The following is a 20,861-nucleotide window of genomic DNA, read 5'->3' as shown; positions in this document are numbered from 1 at the left end:
AGCCCGCCACCTTGTGGATACCGCATGACTCCGGTGATACCGCAGCCACCGGCCAGCCGTCACCCCTCACGACATCACGAGTTCAGCCTCAGTAATGGAACCCCACCTCTGTTCTGATTCGCGAGTCTTAGGTCATGCACCAGCCAGAGTTCGCAGTCCCCGTCTCCAGGATCTCCGGTCTGTGCATTCTGTAAGGCGATACCCAGCGGGATTCCGTATCGCGTGAGGTAGACGTCATCTCGATCCAGAGCTGCGCGGTGTTGATGAACGCTTCCAGCTCCTCGGACTTGGCGAATAGGTCGGGTTCAGTTCTGCGCTGTTCGTGCCATTCACCGACGGTATGGAATGGGCAAAAGTAGCACGAGCTCTTGGGAGGGACTGGAAGCCCAGCCTCGGTGATCAAGCGTACGCAGTCTTCACGCTGCAGTCCGAGATCCAGTAGAGGGTAGGAAACTTCTTCGTTCGGTTCCGACCTCCTCCTGTTGGCGCGGTGGATCACGTCGACGGATATTCCGATACCCACAGTGGTGGGTCTATCCGCTGTTGCTCCCTGTTCCCTGAGCCACTTGGAAACCACTTTGATCTTGAAGTCGGCCCTGCAATTACGTCGACCGAGGGCTCCATTGGCCATCCGGACAGGGATGGGGATAGAGCTTCTGTAGGCGCTGCCAGAGAGTCTCCGTGCGCCCACCGCGTCGAATCTTCTCCAGGCTCACAAGGGTCAGCCCATGCTGCTGCGCGCAAACGGCACTGCGACGTGTCGAATATATTGCAGCGGCGCTGGGTTCTCGCTGTCATCGCCGATGTTCGAGAACAAGAAGGTGGGGAAGTCAATACGACCGGCAGCTGAGAGAACGAGACAGGTTTCCCTGCGGGTTCGCTGGTGCCCTGTCCGACCGCGTCGGATGTACGCGGCCTGTGACGTCGGGCGACGCCCCTTCGTCACTCGTTTGAGGGCAACTTGACGGTTTCGCATCGGTTCTGATGTCCCTTCGGTAATCCTGAAGTTCTTCTAAATCGACTGAACTTGGGTAGTGAGGACATGGCGCTGACGGCGGTTCGCGAGATTCGGCGCCCCTTCGATCCGGATCTTCAGACGGTCGAGGACTTTGAGACCGATGTCCTCTCCGGCTTCGTCCTCGCGCGAGCGGCATCGGGAGTCAGTGACGGATCGATCAGGCGGGAGGTGGGAGACCTTGGCCTGATGCGGTCCTGGTTCGGACGGCCCTTGTGGGAGATGGAGCCGGCGGACGCCGACCGGTACTTCGGTCACGCGCTGCGGGGACTCAGCGCGAGTACGCGCTATCTCCGGTCGTTCTCACTGGCGACGTATTTCCGCTTCATCGAGCTACGCATGAAGCCCCAGCTATATCGGCTGACCGGGTGGGTGGCCGAGTGCCCGCTGGATGAGATGAACACTCCGCGGCATCAGTCCCGTATGGGACTGCGGATCCCACCCGAGCAGCGCGAGTTGCAGCAGTTGTTCACCGGGTGGCGCGAGGATCTGGCAGCGTGCCGGAAGTTCGCGCCAGCGGCGCGGAACTACGTGGCGTCCAGGCTGATGGGCCAAGTCGGCCTACGCATCAACGAAGTGCGGATGCTCGACCTTGCAGATGCCCGGTGGGAGCTCGGGCGCTTTGGCAAGCTTCACGTCCGCTTCGGGAAGGGAGCACGTCGCAGTGGCCCACGCGAGCGCATGGTCCCGCTGATCAACGGGGCGGCAGACCTTCTTCGCTGGTACGTCGAAGAGGTCTGGGGGCACTTCCCTGCCGACCACACCCGGCCGGGCGCACCCTTGTTTCCCTCGGAACGGCGGGCCACCGACGGGACGAGCCTGCGGGTGGGTGATCACGCGCTCCGGCTTGGGCTGGCCGAAGCCGCGCAACGGCACCTGCCCGACTGGGACGGGAGGATGACCCCGCATGTTCTTCGGCATTTCTGCGCCTCCGATCTGTACCTGAACGGGATGGATTTGATGGCGATCCAGGAACTATTGGGACATGAGTGGCTGGTGACGACGCTCCGATACGTCCACGTCCACCGTGGCTTCGTTGAAGAGGCGTGGCAGGCCGGGCAGCAGCGGGCCGCTGCACGCCTGAGCGGACTTGCGACCTGAGTAGGGAGGGCGAAGCGGTGAAGTGGAACCTGCGGCTGGCTGCCGCGAACCGGGGCATCTGGAAGGCCAGCGAGCTGCAGCGGAGACTTGCCGAGCACGGACTGGTGATCAGCGCGGGAAAGATGTCGGGTCTCTGGTCGGGCGAGCCTGCCAGCATCAAACTCGCGGACCTGGACGTCATCATCGCCGTGCTCGGCTGCGGCATTGAGGAGCTCCTCATCCCCGAACCGGTCACAGCCCTCCCGACTGCGGAGCCGTCCGTGCCGACCGCCGAAGCCGTTGGAGCGACACACCCGCCCTCCGCTCCGGTACCGCGCCGCCGCGACGGACGATCTCTGCCGCCGTTGTGAGCCGGCACCAGCCGTTTCCGCCCTGCGAGCAGTGCGATGGAGAGTGCCCGTGCGACCTGGAGCAGACGAAGTGCTGGTGGTGCCTGCACCCGACCGACCGGCACGCCACCTGCCGTGAGTGCCACAAGTCCGTCTTCCGCGGTCGCTTTTTCACTGCTGGCCTGTGCGAGTACTGCAACCCCTTGCGACGGCGACGCCCCAAGGGCTGTACACATTGCCATGCCTGGCACGTCGGAGGACGACGGACCTGCAGCGGCTGCACCGGATGGAGCTACCGCCACCCCCAGGGCACCTGTCGCGGCTGCGCTGTCGTGTTCCACACCCGGGACGGCTACTGCCGGGCTTGCTGGGTCCAGGGCCGGATCCTCGAACAGTCGTCACTCGCCGAGGGCCGCGTCCGGATGGATCCTCGCCCCTACTTCACCGAGATTCGCCGAACCGGCCACCAGCTGGAGGTTGGTGGCCTCAAGCGCACCACCCAGCTGCAGAATCCGCAGTGGCGCTACCGCGCTCGCGAATCCGAGCCCGCAACTGCCTCGCCACGGAGGGTCGGCTGGGAACAACTGCGCTTATTCGAGGGGGAACGGGACTTCCGGCGCTTCCGTAAGGGCGATCACGCCGACTTCGCGAACCCTCGGCTCTTGTCCGCCCTGCGGGTCTCCGAGCGGCGAGCCGAGCTCTACGGATGGAGTGAGGAGGTCCTCCGGCTGACCCGGCGCGGGCTCATCACCTGCCTCTCCGGTCACGAGGAGGGCGAGAAGGTCCGCTACACCGAACTGGTTCCGCTGTATGCGGATCGGAAGATCAGTGTGATCCGTGTCAGTGAAGTCCTCCAGGAGATTGGGCTGCTGAACGACGACCGCCCAGACACCTTCGAGGTGTGGCTGGTTCGCCGCACAGAATTCTTTGCCCCCGAGATCGGCGAAGATGTCCGCCGCTGGCTGGGCGCGGTCCATCGCGGCGGTCCCCGTCGTCTGCCCCGGAGTCGCAGCAGCAGCTGGGGCATGCTGGCCGCCGCACATTCCACCCTCCTGACCTGGTCAGCCCGCTACCGTCACCTGCGCGAAGTGACGCGCACCGATGTCCAGACCGCTCTGGATGCCCACGACGGCTGGAAGCGCAAGCAACTACACATCAGCCTGCGGTCCCTCTTCGGGCACCTCCGCCGAGAGAAGATCGTTTTTCAGAACCCGACGAGCGGGATCAAGGCCGGCAGCCACCCACGGCCACCGATCCTGCCATTGTCGGACAACTGCTACACCGACGCCGTCATCGCCGCCACCACCCCCGAACAGCAAGTTCTCCTTGCTCTGACCGTCGTTCATGCCGCTCGCCGCCCCGCGATCAAGGCCCTAACCCTCGAAGACCTCGACCTCGGGGGCCGCACGATCACCATCGGAGGTCACCGGCGCCCCCTGGACGCCCTCACCCACCGAGTCCTGCACACCTACCTCCTGCACCGGCAGAAGCGGTGGCCCTACACGGCCAACCGGCATCTCCTCCTGACCAGCGTCACCGGTCATGGACAAGGCCCCGTTAGCGACTACTGGTGCCACCTGCAATTCGCAGGCCGAGCGGCCTCTCTCGAGCAGCTCCGGATCGACCGGCAGCTGGAGGAAGCACTCGCGGGCGGCGGTGATCCCCGGCGCCTTGCCGCGATCTTCGGTTTGTCGGAACTGACGGCCATCCGCTACGCGGAAGCCGCCCGAGCCCTCATGGACGGACCCCGCTTGCAGACGGATCCGGACTTCCCCTGACGATATGAGAGTTGACTCTCACATATTATGAGAGGAGGCTCTCACGTCATGGACTCCAGTAATCGCCTCGGCGATATCGAGATCAGTGACCCGCAAGCGATGCGGGCGTTGGCGCATCCGGTGCGGCTGGCAATCCTTGACCGCTTGCAGCGGCACGGGCCTGCCACCGCGACGCAGCTCGCCCCCGACGTGGGAGCGACGCCGTCGGTGACCAGCTGGCATCTGCGGCACTTGGCCAGCTTTGGACTGGTCCGCGACAGCGAGCCTGGCTCGGACCGCCGCCAAAGGAGGTGGGAGGCAGTGGCACGCGGCTTCCGGTTCGAGACGCCGCAGGATCTAGCTGATGAGGAGGGCCGGTCGGCCGCGCGGGTGCTGTCGCAGCAGATGTTCCTGCGCTATGCGGACTTGCCGAGCCGGTGGGCAGCAGAGGTGGAGCCCGAACTCGAGCCGGCGTGGCAGAGGCTGGCAGGGCTGGCCAACACCCGCCTCGTCGTTTCTGCTGAGGAACTGGCCGCCATTGAGGACGGGATCGAGCGCATCCTTGCGCCGTATGTCACTCGCGATCCGGCCGAGCGGCCGACCGATGGCCGGGGCGTCCAGCTGATGCGCTATGTCCTGCCGGAAGGCGCCGAGGAACAGACCGGGCAGACGCCGTGAACGGCCCGAGCCAGACCGCTGCGATATCCCTGTGGCGCGATCAACGGTTCCGCCGCTTTTGGGCCGGTAACGCCGTCTCACAGTTCGGCGACCGGATCACCGAACTGGCCCTGCCCCTGATCGCTGTCAGCGCCCTGAACGCCACGGCCAACCAGGTGGCGTGGCTGACCGCACTCATCTGGACCCCGAACCTACTCGCAATCCTCCTGGGGGCCTGGGTCGACCAGCAGGCCCGCAAACGCCGCCTGATGATCCTCGCCGACCTGGTGCGCGCCGCAGTACTGCTCAGCATCCCGGCTGCCTACTTGTTAGGAGCAGTGACTCTCGGCCAGCTGTACGCAGTTGCGTTGCTCACGGGCGCTGCGGGAGTGCTGTTCAACACCGCCTATCCGCCGTTCTTCGTGGGCCTCGTGCCCCGCGCGTCCTACGTGGACGCGAACAGCAAACTCAGTGCCAGCCGATCCGCATCGTATGTCGCCGGCCCGGCCATCGGCGGCGCTCTGATCCAGGTCTTCACCGCTCCCGTAACCCTCGTCGTTGATGCCCTGACCTTCCTGGCATCGGCGGTCCTCATCGGCCGTGTCTCGGTCGACGAACCGGCTGTAGAGGCCGACACCACGGCACCTCCACTTTTGCGCCGCGCCAGGGAGGGACTGGCTCTCGTCGTCCGTCACCCAGTGCTGCGGGCCAGTCTCGGATGCGCGGCGACCGTCAACTTCTTCACCTTCATCGCGGGCAGTGGGCTGATCGTGCTGTTCGCCAGCCGGAACCTCGGACTATCCGCAGGAGTCATCGGTATTGCGTTCGGCGTCGGTGCGACAGGTTCCCTCCTTGGTGCCCTGGTCGCTCCGGGAATCTCGCGACGGTTCGGCGTGGGGCGCAGCATCGTCGTGGGCGCGGTGCTCTTCCCCGCGCCGATCGCCATCGCTTCCATTGCGGACGGTCCGTTCTGGCTCCGCGCCGGGGCTTTGGCCGCGTCCCAGTTTCTGTCCGGCTTCGGTGTCATGCTGTTCGACGTTAACCTCAACGCCCTTCAGACCACTGTGATCCCCGACGGCCTGCGCAGTCGCGTGGCCGGCGCGTACAGCACGATCAATTACGGGATACGCCCCATCGGTGCCATCGTCGGCGGCATCCTGGCCACCGCCATCGGGCTGAGGGCCACTCTCCTCATCGCCGCCGTTGGCGGAGTCCTGTCGATGCTCTGGCTACTGCCCTCACCGATACCTCGCATCCACTCCCTGGCACCGGACAAAACCGCGGATGCAGCTAGTTGATCCTGCGCTCGCCGACGGACACACGGCACCGCTGCCGGTACGGTGCGGATCTTCGCTCTCCTCGAACCCGAGCCGCACGTGCAGCCGAAACCGCCTAAAGGCGCGAGTTTGCCACGAGGGGCACTTCGGGAATCGTGAACTCGCAGTGGACGGAGGGCTGTGGACTGCACGCCGCCTCCGTACGAGATGACTCTCAGTGTTCTCTGCGATTCTTGTGCTTCATTAATCGTCGATTCGGTCAAAATCCGCCCCCTCTGTGGTCCTTGGTTCGCACGCAACCAACCCCACCTATGGGTGAGAAGTCAACGACTATCTAATGCGATTGGATTCCGCCGAGATCGATGTCCGGTAGGGCGAGAATGTGTGGCAAGTTCCGAAAGGGTGAATTAAGTAAGCGTGAAAGTAGCGGCGCGTTGGTTTGCTGTACAGGCCGCATCAACGGCAGCGCGACGCATCGAAGTCCTCGGAGTGCCTTGTGTGAGATGTCGTCGCATGGTTGGCTCTCCCGTGTTTACGCAGGGTAGCGGCAGGCCATTCAGGGCGCAGGTTCCGTTAAAGACCTCGGTATACGAGGTGAGTCGAAAAAAGGGGCCTTGTTATCTCCGGCAGATACCGGAGATAACAAGGCCCCTCAACGTGTCAGCGGTTTACAGATGACACACGGCGCAGCCGGCCTCGTCGTCATCCTCGTCGTGGGCGTCGGCGAGGATCTCGAGCAGCGGGCGGTTCGGCTTCACACGCTTGGCGGCGCGGTCGAGTGCCGCCTGGTGCTTGGCCTCGATCTCATCGCGGCGCTCGATCAGCTCGTGCAGGGACTCGCCCTGAGACCAGGTGTACTCCCGCCCCTCCATCGCGGTACGCCGGTAGTTGACCTTCTCCTCGTACGCTATGGCCTTCTCGAACAGCTCAGGGTGACGGTCCTTGAGACCGACCCATTCGTGCTTGCGCTGGAAGAAGCAGAAGTAGCACCCGGACCGCGTGCGCCACTCGTAGTAGGCGGGCAGGCCGATACCAGCTTCGTCGAGAATGCGGTCGACGCCGGCACGGTCGATCCCGTCCTCGCGGAACGGGAAGACGGCGCTGATGTTCGGCTTGGTGCTGACGTAGCCGAGACGGTTCTCGTCTGCGCGGATCGCCACGTACGAGATCACCTCGTCGTCGCCGACCCACTCTTCGAGGGGCTTGAGCTTCAGGTTCTTGGTGCACCAGCGCATTTGTGGGCTGGGAAGTGTGCCCTGGTAGACCTCGAGCCAGTGGTCGAAGTCGCGGGTCGCGTTGAGACGCACGATTGGCTTGCCGACGGCCGCTTCGAGGCGGTTGAGGTATTCGTAGGTCTCTGGCAGCTCGGCGCCGGTGTCGCAGAAGAAGTACTCCATCTCCGGCACGCGGTCGCCCATGTGGATTGCGAGAGCGGAGGAGTCCTTGCCTCCGGACAAGCCGAGGACGTGGCGCTTCTTCCCGCTGGAGCTGTCGGCGTCGGTGTCGGTCACAGCGTCTCCTTCGTCTGGGGGGCCGCGGCGGTGTTCTGTGCGGCCAGGCGCTCGGCCAGGGCGGCGAGCAGGATGCGTGCGCCGTCGGGGCCCAGTGCTTCCTCAGCCTGCCTGATGACACTGACAACGAGTTCGTCGGCCACCTGACGGGACTGCTTGGGCACGTGGATCAGGGTGCGTTCTTCTGTTCCCTGGGGGGTGGTGAGCGTCAGCAGGTGGGTGTCGATCTGCCGGGACTCGGTCTCTTCCTCAGCGGAGTCGGTCCGCGTGTGGGCTTCGTAGAGGTGGCTGACGCGGTCGAGTGCGCGGGCCACTTCCTTGACCAGTTGGGGGAAGGAGGTGACGTCCTTGTCACTCCAGTCTCCGAGTGCCCTGTTAGCCAGGCGGATGATGATCGGGTCGAGCCAGTCCTCGTCCGGCAGGCTCTCGTTGAGGACCCGGGAGACGAAGCCCTGCAGGTTGATTTCGAGGGGGGCATTGGCGAAGCCCCGCAGTCGTTCGGTCAAACCGGAGCGGAGGCTGGTGAGTTCGGCGGAGAGACGGAACTCGCGTCCGATCGTGGCCACGACCTCCTGGCGCAGCGCGGCGCCGGCGCCGGTGAGATCGTCGAGCGCTGTGGTCAGGCTCGCGACGTATGCCTGGGCGGTCTCTTCATCCCGGGCAGTGGTGGCCCCGATCGGCTCGAAGCCCAACGCCGCGGGCAGGGAGGTGAAGACCAGTTCGTCGGGGTCGGTGGCCTGGGAGAGGACGTCGCGGATCGCGAGTGCCTCAGTGCTCAGCCGGCGTGTCTTCTGGGCGTAGGGCTCCAGCACCATGACGCGCTCGAGCATGGCCCGTGTCACGCCGAGCAGTGCGGGGTTACGCGCAGCTCGGGAGCGAGGGGTGTCCACGTCGAGTGCCTTGGCCAGGCTGTTGACGACGAGGAGGCGCTGTCCGCGACCGGTCGGTGCGGCCTTGACCGTGAAGCGGTCCGGATAGGGGACGTTGAGCCTCTCGACGATCTCCGGGGTCAGCCGCTGGCAGTAGTTGCCGTCCTCGAACAGGGCAATGTCCTGTGCCCGCAGGATGAGTGCGGTGACCACGAGGATTGGGACGACGCCGGCCTTGACGCCGTAGGGCGGCGCCATGAGCTGCTGGTAGATGTCGACGATCGGCGTAGCCTGCTTCGCGCTGGTCAGTGCTTCCTCGAGGGCTTCCCAGGCTTTGGTGATGCTGGGGTTCTTCTCGAGGTTGGGGCGCGACAGGCCGTGGGTGAGGATGCTGGTGGTGTCGGTGCCTGCGTCCGTTTCGCCGGCCGCCCGGTGCAGCCCCAGGTACTCCAGAACGCCGTGGTACATGGCCCGCTCGGGGGTGTACTTCGTCTTGTCGTATCCGAGCAGGGGGTTGCCCGAGCGCTGCAGCATGGAAGTGAGTAGCTCGCGGCGGGCGCGGGCGCCGTTGCTCGTGAGCTGGTGGCGCCCAACCATCTCGTTGCGGATGTGCGGGGTGTTCGGGTAGACCCGGTCGCATGCCTGGGAGGCCAGGTTGGCGTAGCTGCGGGCCTCGATGGGTTCGCTTTCGTCGCCTAGTACTTCGGTTCCCTTGTGCCACAGGTACCAGCTGGATTGCGGGCTCAGGGGGTTGAACGCCTCGTCCAGCAGCGCGCCGATGGTCTGCGAGAGGTACGTGGCGCGTTCCTCGATCTCGCGGATGGCAACGTGGTCAATGGTGTCATCGTCGAGGAGCTCTTCGAGGGCGACGAGGTCGATGCCTGCCTGCAGAACGGCTTCCGGGCTCTTGGTCGTACCGATCAGCACCGGCAGCGGCGACTGCACCACGGGACGGGTCTCTAGAGGCCCGAGGTGATAGACGATCAGACCGTCGGCAGCGTCCTGGACGACCTGTGGCCCCGTGAGCTTCTCGCTCTTGTGGCTGACCGCGGTCGAGAAATAGCGCAACATGCCGGTGCGCTGGCTGTGTCCGCCGGCCACGACGGCCGCAGGCAGCACAGTCCCTAGGTGCTTGCCGAAATAGCCCATCACGTCTGCAGGGGCGATGCGGGTGGCCACCTCACGAACCCGCGCGTCGATGTCGACGTCAGTGCCCTGCCAGACGCGGTACTCATCGCTGTAGGAGCGGTGCACGATGAAGCCATCATCGACGAGTTTGCTCAGCTGCTTCTGAAGGGCCGTAAACCGCTCAGGGTCGGGCGCGTCAGCCGGGTCATTCAACGAGAACTGAATCATGGGCGGAGTGGCCCGCAACAGGCCATCGGCATCGATGAGGTTGAGGATGCCGATCGCCTTCAGGACATCCTGGTCCTCGGCAGGCAATCCGTGTGCCTCGTTAAGACGGTTGTCGACCTCGAGCCAGCGGCTGGCGTTCGCCGAAGCAAGGATGGTGGTACGGCCGGACGCGAAGAAGTAGTCGTACAGCTGCGGCAGGCGAACCGTGCAAGCTCGCTCAGGGGTGTCAGATGACAGGGTGTCCAACGTGCGGCGGACCGTGTTGGGTTCGTCGCTGGCCAGGAAGCCAGTGAGGCTGCGGTCGTGCTGGCCGATCTGGGAGGCGAGCAGCGGTGCGGCAACAGCGGTGAGCGGGTGAAGCGGGTAGAGACCGGCGAACGTCTCCGCAGAGATGTCCACGACTGCGCTCAAGGCGTGGTGACCCCAGGCGTGTGCCGCGGCGTCGGCCTGCTTGCGGATGAGTTCCAGGCCCGGTTCTGCGACGCCCGTCAGGTCGAGGCGCCGGCGCATCAGATGGACGGCGTCACCGAGGTTCGGAGTAAACGTGATGTCTTCGAAGCGACCCTGGACCTTGGCCCACTCCTGGGTCTGGATGGCGCTGGAACGCGCTGCGTAGTCCGTGAACGCCAGATGCTGCAGCGTGAACATGAACAGACGCATACCCGAGGGGCCGGCACCCTTTTCGGCAAGCTCCTGCAGCAGAAACACGTCGCTCTCGGCACTGCCCGAGTCGCCCTTGGCGGCGAGGTACTCGAGCGTCTTGCCGAACTCATCGATGATCAACAGAAGTGGGTGCCGTTCACACAAGATCGTGACGGCGTTGACGAGGCTTTCTTGGCTCGGCACCTCGCGCTCAGCACATACCGCCAGAGCCTGGGCGATCTCCTTGGGAACCCGCTTCTTCCATTTGCGCTCGACTGCAGTCTGCAGAGCGCGGTGCACGGTGGCAGCGAGAGGTTCGCGTCGAGCGGTGGCGACGGCGCCAAGGAAGCCAGCCCCGTCGCTGAGTTCGTCACGTACACGGGCCAGCCGGGTGGCCTGCCCGGGCTTGGTAGCCCTCACCGCAGCCTCAGCCTCGGCACGGCGGGTTTCGTCGTGGCCGAGGAAGGCGTCGAAAAGGTTCGAGAGGGTGGACTTACCGGAGCCGTACGGACCGGTAAACGACCAGGCACGGGTTCGGCGGGGATCGGCCACGGCATTGGTGACACGATCAAGGACGTCGAGCGTGCGGACCCCTACGTAGGGGTCGTTGAGGTGCTTCTCCTGGACGTCACGTTCAAGATTGGTCGACCGCAGCTCAGAACCGACCAGGGTGATGCCAGCGGGGAGCTGAGCAGCGGCCGGCTGAGGACGCTGGATGGTCTTCGTCGCCATGGTTACGCGTTCTCCTCGATCAGGTCCAGCGCCTCGACCTGCTGGGGCTGCTTCTTGCGCGCTCGCTTGGGAGCGTTGCCGTCAAGTCCGGGGTACTTCTTGGTCCATTCCTGCGGGGTGGGGAATCCCTCGCGCTCCCGGACGCGTCCGTAGTGAGCGTCGAGGATGTCCCACGCGAGCGCCAGCGGAGCCTTGGAGAAGGCGAGGCTGCGCTGGCCGAGTGCCTCGATGATCTGCAGGTCCGGGTGGTCACTCACCAGAGACTCGATGGCCTTAGTCAGCTCCGGCTCCCGCATGCGGAAGGCCCGGCCCGGAGATCCCGGGTCCTGGGCGAGTCGGGCCAGGGAGACCGAGCCGGCGTTCGTCGAGAATCGCGCGGCGAAGTCCAGGCAGGCATAGGCCAGCACAGGTGCCGGCAGATTCGAGCGCGCCCCGTTGGTGAAGCGCCAGGTGCGCTCCCTGCCCTTGCCCTGGCCTTCCAGCAGGCCAAGTTCACGGAACGGTGACATGAGGAGGTCTTCGAAGCTTCCAGGGGACAGCGGGTTGAACTCCTGATCCAGCGCATACATCTTGATCATGCATTCGACATCGCGCGAGATGGACTCTCCTGCGGGCCAGTCCTTTTCCTCGAAGTTCTCGTGGACGTGGCGCGTGATGACGCTGGTCATCTCCGCAGAGGTGACCCGGGAGCGAGGCGCCAGGTTGAAGATCACATACCAGCTAGGCACCCAGCACTTCGCCTCAGAGCCGCTCGACAGCAGCCACCAGTGCAGCAGCCACAGGCTGCCCGTGTCCTCGAGGTAGGGGTCGGCTCCCTCCTCGTCGAGCAGCCATCGGGCCCGCCACGTCGGGGACGCGACGAGGGCGCGGTATGAGGGGTCTTCGTGAGGGTGCTCTTGGGTGAGTTTGAATGCTTTCGACCAGTGACGCATGGAATAGACCATGTTCTTGCCGACACCGAGCAGGACCGGGGCGTCCTCGCGATGGAAGATCTCGCTGTCGTGTTTGACCTGCATGTACGCCTTGTGCAGCCAGCCGAAACGCGGGGCAAACGTCTCGTGGCGCCCGAAGGAGAGTTCCACGGCTTCAGGAAGCCGGCTGTCTGACATGCGAGGGGCCTTTCAGTGAAGAAGAACGAGAGGGAGACGTCTATGAGGGGATAACGCCGGCTAGGGCTCAGTCGTCGCGGCCATAACTGACCGGACGTGCCGTACGGCGTTCACGGCCGCAGTGGCGGCCCGTTCGATATCGCGTTCGGTGGTGGCGTAGCCGAGAGAGAAACGCACCGTGGAGTCTGCGTCGTCGCGGCTGTGCCCCATGGCGAGAAGCACATGGCTTGGGCTCGGGGCTCCTGATGAGCACGCGCTCCCGTCGGATGCGGCCACGTGCGGCATTGCCGCAAGGACAGCGTCTGCCGGCAGGCCAGGGAAGGTGATGCTGGTGACCCCAGGGAGGCGAGGGGTCCGAGCTCCATTGATGCGGCAGTCGGCGACCTCGGCGGTCAGCCCCGCTTCGAGAGCGTCACGCAGTGCAGCGATTCTTTCTGCTTCATGTGCAAGCTGCTGTTGAGCAGCTCGCGCGGCTGCTCCCAGGCCTGTGATTCCGGCCACATTCAGCGTGCCGGCCCGCCATCCCCGCTCGTGCCCGCCGCCCACGAGCAGTGGGCGGTGCGGCAGCGGCGTCCCTCGACGGACGAAGAGGGCCCCAATGCCTTGCGGTCCGCCGAACTTGTGGGCGGAGAGGGACAGTAGGTCGACATCGAGCTCGCGGAGATTCAGGGGGAGGCGCCCGACGTATTGCGTGGCGTCGGTATGGACCAGGGTGCCAGCCTCGTGAGCTGCCTTGCAGACAGGGGCCAGGTCCGTCAGCACTCCGGTCTCGTTGTTCGCGATCATCAGAGAGACGAGAGCCACGGGGCCATCGCGAAGCGCTGCCTCCAGAGGCTCAAGATCAACGACGCCGTCCCTGTCGACGGGCAGGACGAGGAGGGAGCCGGGGTGCTCCGCCGTGATGGCGCGGGCGGTTTCGATCACGGCCAGATGCTCGGCGGCGGTGGTCACCAGCAAGCCCCCGCGCGCATAGGCGGTCCGTAGGGCCAGGTTGTTCGCCTCGGTGGCCCCGGATGTGAAGATGATCTCGCCGGGAGCACAATTAAGCAGGTCGGCGAGGTCTCGGCGGGCCGCATCGACGCGGGCCGCGGCCTCGCGGCCGGGGTGGTGCATGCTAGAGGCGTTGCCGACGCTTTGCAGTGCGTCGAAGGCCGCTTCAAGGGCCTCGGGTCGCAGGGGCGCGGTGGCGTTGTAGTCGAGGTAGACCACATCTGCGTCTCGCAGGTCACCTGCCATGTTCTGCCCCCATTTGCTGCTGTGTGCTCCGGTCACTCCTGGCGGCCCTCCTCGGTCGGCTCTCATCTTCCACCAGGAGTGCACTGAGATCCTAACGAACACCTGAGACAACCGGGACAGGCTCGCCACGACCGGCCGCCTGCGGCTCGGTGTCACCGCGCGCCCTCCTCGGGTCGCTCCCGCGAACCGATCCGGCCTAGTCTCCGCGCTCGTGCCCGGCCCGTGACGAGGCCGGCTGCCCGTGCGATCTCCGTCTGACTAGCACTCCTGGTGAATACGGGGCGCAGGCCTTCGGCTTTCACCAGGAGTCGAATTCTGCCAGTCATCTGGGTGGGGGGCTGACAGGGTTAGCGGCGCACGGTATCGAACATAATTCCTATTCTCTAGGTGGGCCGGGCCTGACGTAAACGGTCAAGCGTCTTCGTGGCGTGATTTCGATTAGGTGGATGCCCGAAAGAGGTCTGCTGATCTGCTGATATGCGGGACGTGAACCCGATTGCCAGTGGGCGGGTTTAGGGTGATCGCACGCTGTTGCGCTGGAGCTACTCATCGCTGGAGCGATGCTTGGCGTCGGCTGTACTGAGGTGGGGGGCACTTCATGTTGATGATTAGTCAGGTACGTACGTCGCGCCGTACAGCGACGGCTGCCTACGGGGTGGTGGCCCCTTGACGACGTGGTCGCCTGGCGTGGCCTTTCAAGCGGTCCTGGACGCTGCTCCGATGTCGTACATCCGCGAGCGGCTCGGCAAGGATCTGTGCGCCTTGTTGGACCTCATCGACGGTGGTGCGGCGGAAGATGAGCGACTCCGCGCCGTGGCGTCCGTGGCAATCGATGCCGAGGCGCTGGTCGCCGATGCGGCGGAACGGGAGGAGCTGTTCGCGCTGCTGTCCGCCGTGAAGCAGCGGGAGTTGGCGCAGCGGCTGGGCTCCGAGGAGGCCGGCACCGAGCCGCTTGTATACCTCAAGTCCCTGAAGTGGTCGCTCGACCAGCGTCGGGAGCTGCTGGAGTTCCTCGGGTTCACTATCGACCGGGCGCCGGCGGTGCAGCCGCTGTTCCGTCAGGACTGCGGGCCGGAGTACGCCCTTTTCCCGCATCAGCGCACTGCGGCGGCCCGGGTGAAGGAGCTGTTGTACGACGGCCCGCGGCGGGTGGTCCTCCATTTGCCCACCGGGGTCGGCAAGACCCGCACCGGTATGAACCTGATCTGCGATCACCTGCGGCAGCATGAGCCGACACTCGTGGTGTGGCTGGCTCATGGGCAGGAGCTCCTCGAGCAGGCAGCTGCTGAGTTCGAGCGGGCCTGGGGCAAGTTGGGTGACCGGCCGGTATCCGTGGTCCGAATGTGGGCTGATGCGCCGACCGACCTGGAAGGTGTAACGGATGGTGTGGTCATCCTCGGTCTGGAGAAGGCGGTCTCGGCAGCAAAGAGCAGGCCGGAGTTTCTGCGGCTCCTCGCTGCCCGCAGCAGCCTGACGGTGTTCGACGAGGCGCACCAGATCATCGCGCCCACCTTCCAGCGGGTCGTGGACGCACTGACCATCCGCCCGGACGCGAGCCTGCTGGGACTCACGGCCACACCGGGACGTACCTGGGCAGACATTGCCCAGGATGAGCGACTGTCCGATTTCTTCTCGCGCCAGAAGGTCATGCTGAAGATCGAGGGCTACAGCAACCCGGTCACAGCCTTGATCGAGCAGGGATATCTCTCCACGCCGACCATGAAGACGGTGGCGTCCGAGGCCGGCCTGCACCTGTCGGTACAGGACCAGCGCCTGCTGGCCAACTCGTTCGACATCCCGGCCAGGATCATCGCCGAGCTTGCCCGGGACGAGCAGTGGAACCTTAAGGTCGTTCAGACCATCATGGATCTGCTGGAGCGAAAGCACCGGAGAATCCTGGTGTTTGCGGCGTCCGTCGACCACTGCCGCCTCATTGCGGCGGTGCTGTCCGCCGTGGGCCTCGACGCCGAGTTCGTCACGGGTGAATCCTCGACCCGACACCGCAACCAGGTCATCACCCGTTTCAAGAGCGCTGCACCGCGCCCGATGATCCTGTGCAACTACGGGGTCCTGACGACGGGCTTTGACGCGCCGGCGGCCAGCGCCGCAGTCATTGCCCGCCCGACCATGTCCCTGGTGCTCTACAGCCAGATGGTCGGGCGGGTCATCCGTGGCCCGAAGGCCGGCGGAACCGCCACCTGCGAGATCGTCACTGTCGTCGACCCGGTACTTCCCGGATTCGGAGACGTGGCGGAGGCATTCATCAACTGGGAAGATGTATGGGAGACCGCGTGACCAGCGAAGGCAACAACTACCGGATCGTCAGCCCTTCGCTGACCGTGAAGGCCATGCGCGACAGCGGATACAAGAACACGGCGTACGCGCTCGCCGAGCTCATCGACAACAGCATTGATGCCAAGGCCAAGCTTGTAGAGGTATTTGCCTGTGAGAGCCCGGTACAGGTGGCCGCTCGTACTAGCCATCGGGTTGAGACCATCGCCGTGCTCGACAACGGCACGGGTATGGACGCTGAAGCTCTGCGCCGGGCACTGAAGTTTGGTGATGGCCGCGGTGACGACCGTAAGCGCATTGGTCGTTTCGGGATGGGTCTGCCCAACTCCAGCATGTCCCAGTGCACCAAGATCGAAGTGTGGTCCTGGACCAATGGCCCTGGCAACGCCATGTACAGCTACCTTGACCTCGAAGAGATCAACAAGGGTCGGGATGACGTCCCCGCCCCGGAGTTCGACCCGCTCCCCGAGTACTGGCGCAATCTCAGCCTAGGGCTGGGCAGTACTGGAACCCTGGTGAAGTGGACCAACCTTGACCGCGTCAACTGGCACGGTGCCGCGGCCACACTGCGCAACACGTCGGACATCATCGGACGCGCCTACCGGTACTACCTCGATGCCGGCACTGTCGACATCAGGATGGCTCCGGTCCGCGACGGCGCTGTGATCGACGGCGAGTACTACGCCGCGCCCAACGACCCGCTGTACCTGATGGCATCGACCAGCACCCCGAAACCGTTCGATGAACAGCCCATGTTCGAACCTTTCAACATGGGCACCGAAGACCAGCCCGGTGTCGCGCACTTCCCCATCGTCGTCGATGGCAAGCAGCACGTGGTCAAGGTGCGTGCCTCCATCGCGCGCCCCGAGGCTCGCCGCCCCGATATCGAGGGCAAGCCCTGGCCGGAGAGCGCCAAGGCCACGAAGGACGGCGGCTCCCAGCTCTGGGGCAAGCACGCCCGCCACAACATCGGTATTTCGCTCATCCGACATGGCCGTGAACTCGACCTTGACTCCTCCTGGGCCATCGGTTACGACCCTGTGGAGCGCTGGTGGGGTATCGAGATCGACTTCCCTCCGGCTCTCGATGACGTGTTTGGTGTCACGAACAACAAGCAGACTGCGACGATCTTTTCCTCGCTCGCCCACTTCGACTGGAAGTCTGAAGCGGAAGCAGACGAGACGTTCAAGGCGTTCAAGGATCGCCTCGCGGACCTCGGTGATCCTCGTCTGCGGCTCATCGACCTTGCCCTCTACCTCGAGACCAAACTTCTCCCCGCGATTCGGCGGCAGCTGCGGCAGCAGACTGTTGGTAACCGCAAGACGAAGAAGCGCCATGACGACGCCGTCAACGCCAAAGCCACGGACGCTGTCAAGCGACGTAGCGAGGACGGGCATACGGGTAAGACCGACGACCTGGCGGAAGGCGCGACTCCTGAACACAAGCGCCAGGAACAGTTCGATGCCCTGACCCAGCGGCACCACCTCGATGAGGACACTGCGCAGTCCCTGGTCGATGAGGCCCTGGAGAACGACTGGCGCGTGCGCTGGATCTCCAGCTACCAGGACTCGCACGCGTTCTTCAGCGTGGACCTCATGGCAGGCATGCTCCAGGTGATCTTCAACGAAAGGCACCCGCTGCACGCCCACCTGCTGGCAGTGCTCGAAGAGGTGCCGGAAGACGCCACCCCGGATGAACTGAGGCACCGCCTTGACCGGGCGGCCGATACCTTCAAGCTCCTCCTCTTCTCATGGGCTCGTATGGAGGACGAGATCCCCAGCGACCGGCAGCGCGAGAGGATCGCAGATGCGCGGCAGGACTGGGGCCGCTACGCCCGCGACTTCATCGACGGCGAGGACGACGGGGAGTGACGGAGTACGACCACGTCTGGCGGCAGATCGAGGGGCTGCTGCAGCACGCTTCGCGGAGCGTGACCCTGATCGCGCCGTTCATCAAGAAGCCGATCTTCGAAGCGGCTGTTGCAGCCGTGCCCGCATCCGTGGAGCGCATTCGCTGCGTGACACGGTGGACCCCGGCGGAGGTAGCCGCCGGGGTCTCCGACCCGGAGATCATGGAACTGACAGAGAGCGACAAACGCGTCCAGGTCGATCTCTGCCCTGCGCTGCACGCCAAGATCTACCTCGCTGACGACCGCTGTCTGGTCGGCTCCGCAAACCTGACGGGCAAGGCCACTGGTCGCGGCCCGAACAGCAACTTCGAGCTACTGGTCGAGGCCCCCGCGGCACACCCTGAGGTCCAGCGAGTCTTGGACCAAGTTGAAGCCGCCTCTAGTGAGGCGACACCACAACAGGCAGCCCTCATCCGTAAACAGGCCGAACTCCTCAAGGCCGAGACCGGTCCGCCGCAAACGGAAGGTGCGGAGGCGACGTCGCTTTGGTACCCGGCCACTCGGCGACCAGAGAACCTCTTCGCCCTCTACAGCGGGCGCGGAACGTTTGCGTCCGCCGTAGAGGCCGGCATCGTGCGGGATCTCGCCCTGCTTAACGTTCCAGCCGGACTGGAAGAGGCTCAGTTCAACGCTTCTGTGCGGACTCGGTTGCACGCCATACCAGAACTACGGAAGCTGCAGGAGGGCGAGAGTCTCAGCAACGTAGAGCTGGCGGCAGCCATTGCGCAGCACTCGGGTGTGACTGACGCTCTGGCCCGCCGGAGAACGGAGAACATCGCAGCCTGGCTCCAACACTTCGACAGGTACTACACCGAGGTGGGGTCCTGGGAACTACGCCGTGGTCGCGAGCTGGGTTGATGCTTCACCCGGTGTGGCTGGTTGCGGTAGCGGCCAGCTGGCCCGGAAGTCCTGGCACTGCGCCGCATCGGCTGTCGTTTTGGCAGGCAGCCTATGGCTTCTCGAAGAACAGGTTGTTCCAGACCACGCCGTCGCGCCCGAGGGCGTCGGCCTGCTGGCTCTGGTGGATTAGGCGGAGTCCCCGGCCAGATACCAGAGAAACCGTCTCAGCTGCGGACACGGTGTACATGACGCGGCCAGCTGGTACCGGTCCGGCGCGAAGGGCCATCCCCAGCCGGCCGCCGTCCTCCAGCAACTCATCAATGCGGATCAGGGCATTGTGGCGCTGATCCTCGTTGAGGAACATCCACACCGCTGTCAGCATCACCAGCTGAAAGCGCTCGTTCTGTCGACCGAGGCTCCTTAGCTCGGGCAGTGCGTCATCCACCCAGTCGATATTGTGACCGGGGTGGAGGCGCTGCCCTAGGGACCGTAGTTCTTCGACAGGTTCGACGGCGACCACCGTGTGCCCAAGGAGGGACATGGCGGCTGCGTCCCTGCCCGTACCGGCACCGATGTCCAAGACCCTGACCGGCTCTGCCGGAAGTAGGTGGAGCACCTGACGGTGTACTTCATCGAAGGTGACCCGCTCGTACAGCGAGGTCGGAACGCTGGCCTCGCCGCAGGGTGCGCGGAGCTTCGCTTCGCTCCTCTCAGTACCGTCGTGCATTTGAATCCCCGCTTCGGAGGTGTTGACATCGCTGGTCGAATTTTGACCTGCGTGCCTCAGGCGTCACTGGCTGCCGTGACGCCGTGTGACGCTTCCAGGATCCGCTCGTGTCAGCCTGCGGCGCGATAAAACTTGGATCCGACTACACCGCCGTACCGATCGATCTCGTATGGCGCCGCGCCGGCAGACGTCTGTCGATCCTGTCCCGTCGTGCCGTCCAGGACGATCGGCTCGTCGCCCACTTCCCCGTACACGGCACCGTGCCAGAATCCGTTGACCTTCGGCACCTTCCGTCCGGAACCGTCGGGCAAGGCCCACCGGTTCTGAACCGAAGCGGCGTCGAAGACTGTGATCCCGCGGTCTGCCGTCCCGTACCCGGACTTGGAGCACAGGACCAGGGACTGTGCGTCGTGGCGGCACCGCCAGCCGCTGCCATCGAGCGCCACGCGCTGCTCACCGCTGACGGCATCCACGACGAGCGTCTTGTCTTTGAGGGTTGCGCTCAGCAGCCGGGGCGCGGCGGCGGCCGGCTGCCGCGCCTCCGCCACGGTCCATCGTTGTTCACCCGTGGCCGCGGCAAGGCCCAGCAGCTTGCCCGCACCGAACCCCGTCTTCTCGCCGCCGGCAACGACGCCGTCGGCCAAGGTCACTGCACGGAAGTCGGGCTTCTTCCAGCGGACGGTGCCCGCAGAGGGTTCAACGGCGTACGTAGTGTCAGCCGCGGTGACGAGCGCTGTGCCGGCGTCGACTCCGATGACCTGTGGTGCGAGGATCTCGTCGGCCCCGATGGATGTGGCGGCGAGCCCGCGGGAGCTGGGAGCGGCCGCGATCTCGGCCGACCATGCCGTCTTGCCGGTGGCCGTCTCGACGGCCAGCACCTCGATCACGGCTCGGTCCGGCGTTGTCCCTTGGCCCTTCACATCCCTGTTCCAGGCGGCGTACACGGTCTTACCGTCAACCGAGACGAGGGGAGCGGCACGGTTACTTCCGAATCCGCCTTTCTCAGCGGCGTACTTCGTGGTCACGTCCCACCGCGGCTCACCGGTCTCGGTGTCGAGCGCCTCCAGTCCCTCCTCGGCGGTGATGTAGGCAACCCCATCGGCAAGCGTGACCGCGGGCCGTGCCGCACCCCCGCTCGTCGTACTCGGCTGACTGGCATTCGGCAATTCGACCGTAGGCCCGACGAAGCGCACGGGTGGGTCGAACGTCGGACGGCTTGGCTTCCCGGAAGTCGCGTGGGACGGTTCCGCGGACTTGCCCATCGCTCCCCCTTCTCGTGCTCTTCTTGATCACGACGACCATAACGGTTGGGCTCCCTGGAGACCGGCAAGTTCTCCCTGGAAGCGCAAGCGGTGCACCTGATCGACTTGGCCCCAGTACGAGGCGGCCCGGGGCTAGCAGCAGCCCCACAATGAGGTGGTGTGGTTGGGCCTGGTGGCCGTGTCCATGACGGGAGCTGAGCGTTCAGCCGGGTGTGGGGGCGTCGCCGTGGATCGTGCCGG

The 20,861-nt window shown here is 65.1% G+C and carries 14 protein-coding genes; 8 read left to right on the top strand and 6 right to left on the bottom strand.

The genetic code is table 11. The features are described from left to right. The first annotated feature begins 1,042 nt into the window (after positions 1-1,042). The 5 genes from ACFWSK_RS35060 (at position 1,043) to ACFWSK_RS35040 (ending at position 6,157) form a co-directional block, all read left to right on the top strand. A complete protein-coding gene (locus ACFWSK_RS35060; protein ID WP_383795437.1) occupies positions 1,043-2,116 on the top strand; it encodes a tyrosine-type recombinase/integrase in 1,074 nt (357 codons plus the stop codon). A 17-nt stretch (positions 2,117-2,133) separates the two neighbouring features. Then, on the top strand, positions 2,134-2,466 hold the full coding sequence (locus ACFWSK_RS35055; RefSeq protein WP_383795435.1) for a helix-turn-helix domain-containing protein: 333 nt from the start codon (positions 2,134-2,136) through the stop codon (positions 2,464-2,466). 311 nt (positions 2,467-2,777) lie between these two features. After that, positions 2,778-4,223: a hypothetical protein gene (locus ACFWSK_RS35050; RefSeq protein ID WP_383795432.1), complete on the top strand. Its 1,446-nt coding sequence runs from the start codon at positions 2,778-2,780 to the stop codon at positions 4,221-4,223. Between the two features lie 48 nt (positions 4,224-4,271). Further along, positions 4,272-4,880 (top strand): ArsR/SmtB family transcription factor, encoded by a 609-nt coding sequence (locus ACFWSK_RS35045; RefSeq protein ID WP_383795429.1) that lies wholly within the window; start codon positions 4,272-4,274, stop codon positions 4,878-4,880. Continuing rightward, positions 4,877-6,157: an MFS transporter gene (locus ACFWSK_RS35040; protein WP_383795427.1), complete on the top strand. Its 1,281-nt coding sequence runs from the start codon at positions 4,877-4,879 to the stop codon at positions 6,155-6,157. Before ACFWSK_RS35045 ends, ACFWSK_RS35040 begins: the two co-directional genes overlap by 4 nt. A 647-nt stretch (positions 6,158-6,804) precedes the next feature. Here the strand turns inward: ACFWSK_RS35040 and ACFWSK_RS35035 are convergent. Genes ACFWSK_RS35035 through ACFWSK_RS35020 form a run of 4 tightly spaced genes read right to left on the bottom strand, consistent with a single transcriptional unit; the run spans position 6,805 to position 13,627 of the window. Beyond that, on the bottom strand, positions 6,805-7,647 hold the full coding sequence (locus ACFWSK_RS35035) for a phosphoadenosine phosphosulfate reductase family protein (protein ID WP_383795424.1): 843 nt from the start codon (positions 7,645-7,647) through the stop codon (positions 6,805-6,807). Further along, positions 7,644-11,246: an ATP-binding protein gene (locus tag ACFWSK_RS35030; RefSeq protein ID WP_383795421.1), complete on the bottom strand. Its 3,603-nt coding sequence runs from the start codon at positions 11,244-11,246 to the stop codon at positions 7,644-7,646. The genes ACFWSK_RS35035 and ACFWSK_RS35030 overlap by 4 nt, the downstream gene beginning before the upstream one ends. A gap of 2 nt (positions 11,247-11,248) precedes the next feature. Further along, positions 11,249-12,355, bottom strand: a complete 1,107-nt coding sequence (locus tag ACFWSK_RS35025; protein ID WP_362547782.1) for a DUF4007 family protein — start codon at positions 12,353-12,355, stop codon at positions 11,249-11,251. A gap of 60 nt (positions 12,356-12,415) precedes the next feature. Beyond that, entirely contained in the window at positions 12,416-13,627 is a 1,212-nt protein-coding gene (locus ACFWSK_RS35020; protein ID WP_383795419.1) for a cysteine desulfurase family protein, read from the bottom strand. A 684-nt stretch (positions 13,628-14,311) separates the two neighbouring features. On the opposite strand from ACFWSK_RS35020, the gene ACFWSK_RS35015 reads away from it, so the two are divergent. Genes ACFWSK_RS35015 through ACFWSK_RS35005 form a run of 3 tightly spaced genes read left to right on the top strand, consistent with a single transcriptional unit; the run spans position 14,312 to position 18,650 of the window. Further along, positions 14,312-15,886, top strand: a complete 1,575-nt coding sequence (locus ACFWSK_RS35015; protein WP_383795416.1) for a DEAD/DEAH box helicase — start codon at positions 14,312-14,314, stop codon at positions 15,884-15,886. Continuing rightward, positions 15,883-17,754 carry an ATP-binding protein gene (locus tag ACFWSK_RS35010; RefSeq protein ID WP_383795414.1) on the top strand — a complete coding sequence of 624 codons (1,872 nt, stop codon included), beginning with the start codon at positions 15,883-15,885 and terminating at the stop codon, positions 17,752-17,754. Before ACFWSK_RS35015 ends, ACFWSK_RS35010 begins: the two co-directional genes overlap by 4 nt. After that, complete coding sequence (locus ACFWSK_RS35005) at positions 17,751-18,650, top strand: phospholipase D-like domain-containing protein (protein ID WP_383795411.1); 900 nt, start codon at positions 17,751-17,753, stop codon at positions 18,648-18,650. The genes ACFWSK_RS35010 and ACFWSK_RS35005 overlap by 4 nt, the downstream gene beginning before the upstream one ends. A 91-nt stretch (positions 18,651-18,741) precedes the next feature. On the opposite strand, the gene ACFWSK_RS35000 is transcribed toward ACFWSK_RS35005, so the two are convergent. Together ACFWSK_RS35000 and ACFWSK_RS34995 are read right to left on the bottom strand one after the other, a co-directional pair. Further along, on the bottom strand, positions 18,742-19,359 hold the full coding sequence (locus ACFWSK_RS35000; RefSeq protein ID WP_383795408.1) for a class I SAM-dependent methyltransferase: 618 nt from the start codon (positions 19,357-19,359) through the stop codon (positions 18,742-18,744). A gap of 110 nt (positions 19,360-19,469) precedes the next feature. Beyond that, complete coding sequence (locus ACFWSK_RS34995; protein WP_383795406.1) at positions 19,470-20,525, bottom strand: PQQ-binding-like beta-propeller repeat protein; 1,056 nt, start codon at positions 20,523-20,525, stop codon at positions 19,470-19,472. Between the last annotated feature and the right edge of the window lie 336 nt (positions 20,526-20,861).

The organism is Streptomyces sp. NPDC058620 (assembly GCF_042717135.1).
Taxonomy (GTDB): Bacteria; Actinomycetota; Actinomycetes; order Streptomycetales; family Streptomycetaceae; genus Streptomyces.
This window is presented reverse-complemented; position numbering and strand designations above follow the sequence as displayed.

Excerpts from the sequence above, each read along its gene's own strand:
- ACFWSK_RS35045 (WP_383795429.1), top strand. The coding sequence starts at position 4,272 with ATGGACTCCAGTAATCGCCTCGGCGATATCGAGATCAGTGACCCGCAA.
- ACFWSK_RS35000 (WP_383795408.1), bottom strand. The coding sequence starts at position 19,359 with ATGCACGACGGTACTGAGAGGAGCGAAGCGAAGCTCCGCGCACCCTGC.
- ACFWSK_RS35060 (WP_383795437.1), top strand. The coding sequence starts at position 1,043 with ATGGCGCTGACGGCGGTTCGCGAGATTCGGCGCCCCTTCGATCCGGAT.
- ACFWSK_RS35025 (WP_362547782.1), bottom strand. The coding sequence starts at position 12,355 with ATGTCAGACAGCCGGCTTCCTGAAGCCGTGGAACTCTCCTTCGGGCGC.
- ACFWSK_RS35030 (WP_383795421.1), bottom strand. The coding sequence starts at position 11,246 with ATGGCGACGAAGACCATCCAGCGTCCTCAGCCGGCCGCTGCTCAGCTC.
- ACFWSK_RS35015 (WP_383795416.1), top strand. The coding sequence starts at position 14,312 with ATGTCGTACATCCGCGAGCGGCTCGGCAAGGATCTGTGCGCCTTGTTG.